Source organism: Pseudomonas sp. HMWF021, assembly GCF_003061005.1.
In the GTDB taxonomy this organism is placed as follows: domain Bacteria; phylum Pseudomonadota; class Gammaproteobacteria; order Pseudomonadales; family Pseudomonadaceae; genus Aquipseudomonas.
The window spans coordinates 48,883-56,267 of the sequence record NZ_QAIK01000119.1 but is presented as its reverse complement, the minus strand read 5'-3'; the positions used below and the strand labels follow the sequence as shown (position 1 = coordinate 56,267).

Below are 7,385 nucleotides of genomic sequence, written 5' to 3'. Positions count from 1 at the left end.
GTCATCAACATCATCTGCGGCGGTGGTGAAGGCGTCGGCAGCCATCTGGTCGGCCACGCCAAGGTGCGCATGGTCTCGCTGACCGGCGATATCGTCACTGGGCAGAAAATCCTTCAAGCCGCTGCAAAAACCCTCAAGCGCACGCATCTGGAACTCGGCGGCAAGGCCCCGGTGATCGTCTGCAACGATGCCGACATTCAGGCGGTGGTTGAAGGCGTGCGCACCTACGGTTACTACAACGCCGGGCAGGATTGCACCGCGGCGTGCCGGATCTACGCGCAAGCAGGCATTCACGACAAACTGGTCGCCGAACTCGGCGCGGCAGTCAGCAGCCTGCGTTTCGCCGGCAAGCGCGATGCCGACAACGAGATCGGCCCGCTGATCAGCACCCGCCAGCGCGACCGCGTCGCCAGTTTCGTCGAGCGCGCCCTCGGCCAGCCGCACATCGAGCGGGTGACCGGCGCGGCGGTGCATTCCGGTGCCGGATTCTTCTACCAGCCGACATTGCTGGCCGGTTGCAAACAGACTGATGAAATCGTCCAGCGCGAAGTGTTCGGCCCGGTGGTCACCGTGACCCGCTTCGATGAACTCGCGCAAGCCGTGGACTGGGCCAACGATTCCGAATACGGCCTCGCCTCGTCGGTGTGGACGCAAAACCTGGACAAGGCAATGCAGGTCGCCGCCCGCTTGCAGTACGGCTGCACGTGGATCAACAGCCATTTCATGCTGGTCAGCGAAATGCCCCACGGTGGGCTGAAACGCTCGGGTTACGGCAAAGACTTATCCAGCGATTCGCTGCAGGACTACAGCGTGGTGCGACACATCATGGCCCGCCACGGCCAGCATCTCTGACTACGCTAATAACAAGCCGCAAAACGGCAAGGCTTCACCGCGTTCACAACTGCCCCGACCATAATTTGAAGAAGAGGGTTCAACCATGTTCGTGCACAAGACCGCACTGTTCAGTGCAATCACCACGGCCCTGCTCGCCAGCGCCAGTTTGCAAGCCGCCGAGCCGCTGAAAGCCGTCGGCGCCGGCGAAGGCCAGCTGGATATTGTCGCCTGGCCGGGTTACATCGAACGTGGCGAGAGCGACAAGGCCTACGACTGGGTGACCGGTTTCGAGAAGGAAACCGGCTGCAAGGTCAACGTCAAGACCGCCGCCACCTCCGACGAGATGGTCAGCCTGATGGCCAAGGGCGGTTACGACCTGGTGACCGCGTCCGGTGATGCCTCGCTGCGGTTGATCGTCGGCAAGCGTGTGCAACCGATCAACACCGCGTTGATCCCGAACTGGAACACCCTCGACCCACGCCTCAAAGATGCGCCGTGGTATGTGGTCAACAAGCAGACCTACGGCACCCCGTACCAGTGGGGCCCGAACGTGCTTATGTACAACACCAACGTGTTCAAGACCGCGCCAACCAGCTGGAACGTGGTGTTCGCCGAACAGAATCTGCCTGACGGCAAATCGAACAAGGGCCGTGTTCAGGCCTACGACGGCCCGATCTACATCGCCGACGCGGCGCTCTATCTGAAGTCCACCAAGCCAGAGCTGGGGATCAAGGATCCGTACCAGCTCACTGAAGATCAGTACAAGGCCGTTCTCGAACTGTTGCGTGCTCAGCAAAAGCTGATCCATCGCTACTGGCATGACACCACGGTGCAGATGAGCGACTTCAAGAACGAAGGTGTGGTGGCGTCGAGCGCCTGGCCGTATCAGGTCAACGGCCTGATCAACGAGAAGCAGCCGATTGCTTCGACCATCCCGAAAGAAGGCGCCACCGGCTGGGCCGACACCACCATGCTGCACGCCGAGGCCAAGCACCCGAACTGCGCTTACAAGTGGATGGACTGGTCGCTGCAGCCGAAAGTCCAGGGTGACGTGGCAGCGTGGTTCGGTTCGTTGCCGGCTGTGCCAGCGGCGTGCAAGGAGAGCGAACTGCTCGGCGCCGAGGGCTGCAAGACCAACGGTTTCGACCAGTTCGACAAGATCGCCTTCTGGAAAACCCCGCAGGCCGAGGGCGGCAAATTCGTGCCGTACAGCCGCTGGACCCAGGACTACATCGCGATCATGGGCGGTCGTTAGGCCCTTTCAAGATCAAAAGATCGCAGCCTTCGGCAGCTCCTACATAAATGGACACCGCTCTCCTGTAGGAGCTGCCGCAGGCTGCGATCTTTTTCGACGCCACATACGACTTTTTGAAAGCCCGCTTTACCGGAGCACCGCACCATGACGCTTGCAGTCCAGTTCACCAACGTTTCCCGGCAGTTCGGCGAAGTGAAGGCCGTTGACCGGGTTTCCATCGACATCCAGGACGGCGAGTTCTTTTCCATGCTCGGCCCTTCCGGCTCGGGCAAGACTACCTGCCTGCGCCTGATCGCCGGGTTCGAACAACCAAGCGCCGGCTCGATCCGCATTCACGGCGCCGAAGCGGCCGGTCTGCCGCCGTATCAGCGTGATGTGAACACCGTCTTCCAGGATTACGCGCTGTTCCCGCACATGAACGTGCTGGACAACGTCGCCTATGGCTTGAAGGTCAAAGGCGTGAGCAAAACCGAACGCCACAAGCGCGCCGAAGAAGCGTTGGACATGGTCGCCCTCGGTGGCTACGGCGCGCGCAAACCGGTGCAGTTGTCCGGCGGTCAACGGCAGCGCGTGGCCCTCGCCCGCGCCTTGGTCAATCGCCCGCGCGTGCTGTTGCTTGATGAACCGTTGGGCGCCCTCGACCTGAAATTGCGCGAGCAAATGCAGAGCGAACTGAAGAAGCTGCAACGCCAGCTCGGCATCACGTTCATCTTCGTCACCCACGACCAGACCGAAGCGCTGTCGATGTCCGACCGCGTGGCGGTGTTCAACAAGGGCCGCATCGAACAGGTCGACAGCCCACGCAACCTGTACATGAAACCGACCACCACGTTCGTCGCCGAATTCGTCGGCACTTCGAATGTGATTCGTGGCGATCTCGCCCGACAAATCAGCGGTCATCCGCAGCCGTTTTCGATTCGCCCCGAGCACGTGCGTTTCGCCGAAGGGCCGCTCGCCAGCCATGAAATCGAAGTCAGCGGTCTGCTCCACGACATCCAGTATCAGGGCAGCGCCACGCGCTATGAACTGACCCTGGAAAACGGCCAGACCCTGAGCATCAGCCACGCCAACAATCAGTGGATCGACAGCAGCGCGCAGCACCAGACCGGCCAGCGCCTGAACGCACGCTGGGCGCGGGAAGCGATGATTCCGCTGCACGACACCGTGGCGAGCGGGGTGTGAAATGAGCACGCTCGCAATGACTCAAGCACCGCCGTTGCGGCGGTTTTCCAACCTGCTCTATCGCAAACCGAACCTGTACCTGTCGCTGCTGCTGGTGCCGCCGTTGTTGTGGTTTGGCGCGATCTATCTCGGCTCGTTGCTGGTGCTGCTGTGGCAGGGTTTTTACACCTTCGACGACTTCACCATGGCGGTCACTCCCGACCTGACCCTGGCGAATTTCGCTGCGCTGTTTCAGCCGTCGAACTTCGACATCATCCTGCGCACGCTGAGCATGGCCATCGTCGTTTCGATCGCCAGCGCCATCGTCGCGTTCCCGATTGCCTACTACATGGCGCGCTACACCACGGGCAAGACCAAGGCGTTTTTCTACATCGCGGTGATGATGCCGATGTGGGCCAGTTACATCGTCAAGGCCTACGCCTGGACGTTGCTGTTGGCCAAGGGCGGTGTCGCGCAGTGGTTCGTCCAGCACCTGGGGCTGGAGCCGGTGTTGCAGTTCGTTCTGGGCATTCCCGGGGTGGGCGGCAGCACTTTGTCGACCTCGCATCTGGGACGATTCATGGTGTTCGTCTACATCTGGCTGCCGTTCATGATTTTGCCGATTCAGGCGTCGCTGGAGCGCTTGCCGCCGTCGCTGTTGCAGGCGTCTGCCGACCTCGGCGCCAAGCCGCGCCAGACCTTCATGCAGGTGATCTTGCCGCTGTCGGTGCCGGGGATTGCGGCCGGTTCGATCTTCACTTTTTCCCTGACCCTGGGCGACTTCATCGTGCCGCAACTGGTCGGCCCGCCGGGCTACTTCGTCGGCAGCATGGTGTACGCGCAGCAAGGTGCGATCGGCAACATGCCGATGGCGGCAGCGTTCACATTGGTGCCGATTGTGCTGATCGCGGTTTACCTGTCCATCGTCAAACGTCTGGGGGCCTTCGATGCACTCTGAGCGCGCTTCACTGGGCCTGCGCATTGCCGCCTGGGGCGGGTTGGTGTTTCTGCACTTCCCGATCCTGATCATCTTTCTTTACGCCTTCAACACCGAGGAAGCCGCGTTCAGCTTTCCGCCGAAGGGCTTCACCCTGCACTGGTTCAGCGTGGCGTTTTCGCGGCCGGACGTGCTGGAGGCGATCAAGCTCTCGCTGCAGATTGCCGCCATCGCCACGTTGATCGCGATGGTGCTCGGCACATTGGCTTCCGCCGCGTTGTATCGCCGGGACTTCTTCGGCAAGCAGGGCATTTCGCTGATGCTGATTTTGCCGATTGCGCTGCCGGGGATCATCACCGGGATCGCACTGTTGGCGACGTTCAAGTCGCTGGGGATCGAGCCGGGGATGTTCACCATCATCGTCGGCCACGCGACGTTCTGCGTGGTGATCGTCTACAACAACGTCATCGCCCGTCTGCGCCGCACCTCGCACAGCCTGATCGAGGCCTCGATGGATCTCGGTGCCGACGGCTGGCAGACCTTTCGCTACATCATCCTGCCGAACCTTGGCTCGGCGCTGTTGGCTGGCGGCATGTTGGCGTTTGCGCTGTCGTTCGACGAAATCATCGTCACCACGTTTACCGCCGGGCATGAACGCACGTTGCCGTTGTGGCTGCTCAATCAACTGAGCCGCCCACGGGATGTGCCGGTGACCAACGTCGTTGCGATGCTGGTGATGATGGTGACCATGCTGCCGATTCTGGGGGCGTATTACCTGACCCGGGGTGGTGAGAGTGTCGCGGGCAGCGGCGGTAAATAAATCCTCCCTGTAGGAGCTGCCGAAGGCTGCGATCTTTTGATGTTGTTTTGGAAGATCAAGATCAAAAGATCGCAGCCTGCGGCAGCTCCTACACGGGATCCGGTTTCGACAGAAAAATAAAAGTGTTAGCGAGGACAATGAAATGCAAACCAGACTCTTGATCAACGGCCATCTGGTCAACGGCGAAGGCCCCGCCCAACCGGTGCTCAACCCGGCGCTCGGCAGCGTGCTGGTGGAAATCACCGAAGCCAGCGAGGCCCAGGTCGATGCCGCCGTGCGCGCCGCCGACAACGCGTTTGCCGAGTGGTCGCAAACCCCGCCAAAAGATCGCTCGTTGCTGCTGCTCAAACTTGCCGACGCCATCGAAGCCCATGGCGAGGAACTGGCGAAACTCGAATCCGACAACTGCGGCAAACCCTACAGCGCCGCGCTCAACGACGAGATCCCGGCGATTGCCGACGTATTCCGTTTCTTCGCCGGCGCCAGCCGTTGCATGAGCGGTTCGGCCGGTGGCGAATACCTGCCCGGCCACACTTCGATGATCCGCCGCGACCCGGTGGGCGTGATCGCCTCCATCGCGCCGTGGAACTATCCGCTGATGATGGTGGCCTGGAAAATCGCCCCGGCGCTGGCCGCCGGTAATACCGTGGTGCTCAAGCCGTCGGAACAAACCCCGCTGACCGCGTTGCGTCTGGCCGAACTGGCGTCGGACATCTTCCCGGCCGGCGTACTCAATCTGGTGTTCGGTCGCGGTCCTACCGTCGGCAGCCCGTTGGTCACTCACCCGAAAGTACGCATGGTCTCGCTGACTGGCTCCATCGCCACGGGCGCCAACATCATTGCCAGCACCGCCGACAGCGTCAAACGCATGCACATGGAACTGGGCGGCAAGGCCCCGGTGATCATCTTCGACGACGCCGACATCGATGCAGCGGTGGAAGGCATTCGCACCTTCGGTTTCTACAACGCCGGGCAGGACTGCACCGCCGCGTGCCGGATCTACGCGCAGCAGGGCATTTACGACAAGTTTGTCGAGAAGCTTGGCGCGGCGGTCAGCAGCATCAAATACGGTCTGCAGGATGATCCGTCCACCGAACTGGGGCCGTTGATCACTGCGCAACATCGCGACCGCGTGGCCGCTTTCGTCGAGCGCGCCGTGGCGCAGTCGCACATTCGCTTGATCACCGGCGGCAAGGCTGTGGAAGGCAACGGTTTCTTCTTCGAACCGACGGTGCTGGCCGACGCGCAACAGGATGACGAGATCGTCCGTCGCGAAGTGTTCGGGCCGGTGGTGTCGGTGACCAAATTCACCGATGAAGCGCAGGCGCTGGAGTGGGCCAACGATTCCGACTACGGCCTCGCCTCCTCGGTGTGGACGGCGGATGTAGGCCGCGCACATCGGATGTCCGCGCGTTTGCAGTACGGCTGCACCTGGGTCAATACGCACTTCATGCTCGTCAGCGAAATGCCCCATGGCGGTCAGAAATTGTCCGGTTATGGCAAGGACATGTCCATGTATGGGCTGGAGGACTACACCACGGTTCGGCATGTGATGTTCAAGCATTAAGGTCAAAAGCTTCGCGAGCAGGCTCGCTCCCACATTAGTTGAAATGCGTTCCACCTGTGGGAGCGAGCTTGCTCGCGAAGGCGTCACCTCGGTTTCAGGAAGGAAACCGGCATTACGCACCACCAGGATCCCAAAACAATAACCACCGACCCGGGCGGCGCCCGCAAAGCCCCGCCACGGCCTCGGCCATCCGAAATCTGCCGATTTCCCGGAGCAAACACCCATGAGTGCCTCACCCGAATTCTCGGCCGCCGTTGCCGACAGCGATGCCGAACAACTGCGCAAACTCGGCTACACCTCCAATTTCAACCGCAGCATGAGCCTGTGGGAAAACTTCGCCCTGGGCTTCACTTATCTGTCACCGGTCGTAGGGGTTTATACCCTGTTCGGCTTGTGCCTCGCCGCCGGCGGGCCACCGATGTTCTGGGCCTATCTGCTGGTCGGTTGCGGCCAGTTGCTGGTGTGCCTGATCTTCGGCGAAGTGGTTTCGCAGTTCCCGATTTCCGGCGGTGTTTATCCCTGGGCGCGGCGTCTGGTCGGCAAGAAATGGGCGTGGATGGTGGGCTGGATCTACTCCATCGCCCTGTGCGTGACCATCGCTGCGGTGGCTGTCGGTGCCGGCCCGTATCTGGCGGCGATGCTCGGGTTTGAGCCGAGCAACAACACCAACATCGTCATCGCGCTGGTGCTGACCTTGTTCGCCACGCTGGTCAATCTGAGCGGCACCAAAGTGCTGGCGCGCATCGCCATGTTCGGCTTCCTCTGCGAACTGGTCGGCGCGGTGATCGTCGGCGTGTACCTGCTGATCTTC

General features: G+C 61.4%; 7 protein-coding genes. All 7 read left to right on the top strand.

Annotated features, from left to right (window positions below; translation table 11 throughout):
* Positions 1 to 852, top strand: an 852-nt coding sequence (locus DBR18_RS29310; protein WP_256588742.1) for an aldehyde dehydrogenase family protein, incomplete at its 5' end; no start/stop codon positions are given.
* Positions 853 to 937: 85 nt separating this feature from the next.
* Entirely contained in the window at positions 938 to 2,089 is a 1,152-nt protein-coding gene (ydcS, locus tag DBR18_RS16100; protein ID WP_108591058.1) for a putative ABC transporter substrate-binding protein YdcS, read from the top strand.
* Positions 2,090 to 2,233: 144 nt separating this feature from the next.
* Positions 2,234 to 3,271, top strand: coding sequence for an ABC transporter ATP-binding protein (locus tag DBR18_RS16095; protein ID WP_108591057.1), 1,038 nt, complete (start codon positions 2,234 to 2,236; stop codon positions 3,269 to 3,271).
* Between the two features lies 1 nt (position 3,272).
* Entirely contained in the window at positions 3,273 to 4,208 is a 936-nt protein-coding gene (locus tag DBR18_RS16090) for an ABC transporter permease (RefSeq protein ID WP_108591056.1), read from the top strand.
* Entirely contained in the window at positions 4,198 to 5,007 is an 810-nt protein-coding gene (locus DBR18_RS16085) for an ABC transporter permease (RefSeq protein WP_108591055.1), read from the top strand. The genes DBR18_RS16090 and DBR18_RS16085 overlap by 11 nt, the downstream gene beginning before the upstream one ends.
* A 142-nt stretch (positions 5,008 to 5,149) precedes the next feature.
* On the top strand, positions 5,150 to 6,574 hold the full coding sequence (locus tag DBR18_RS16075) for a gamma-aminobutyraldehyde dehydrogenase (protein WP_108591054.1): 1,425 nt from the start codon (positions 5,150 to 5,152) through the stop codon (positions 6,572 to 6,574).
* A gap of 223 nt (positions 6,575 to 6,797) precedes the next feature.
* The coding region (locus DBR18_RS29305; protein ID WP_256588741.1) for an APC family permease at positions 6,798 to 7,385 on the top strand (588 nt) is incomplete at its 3' end.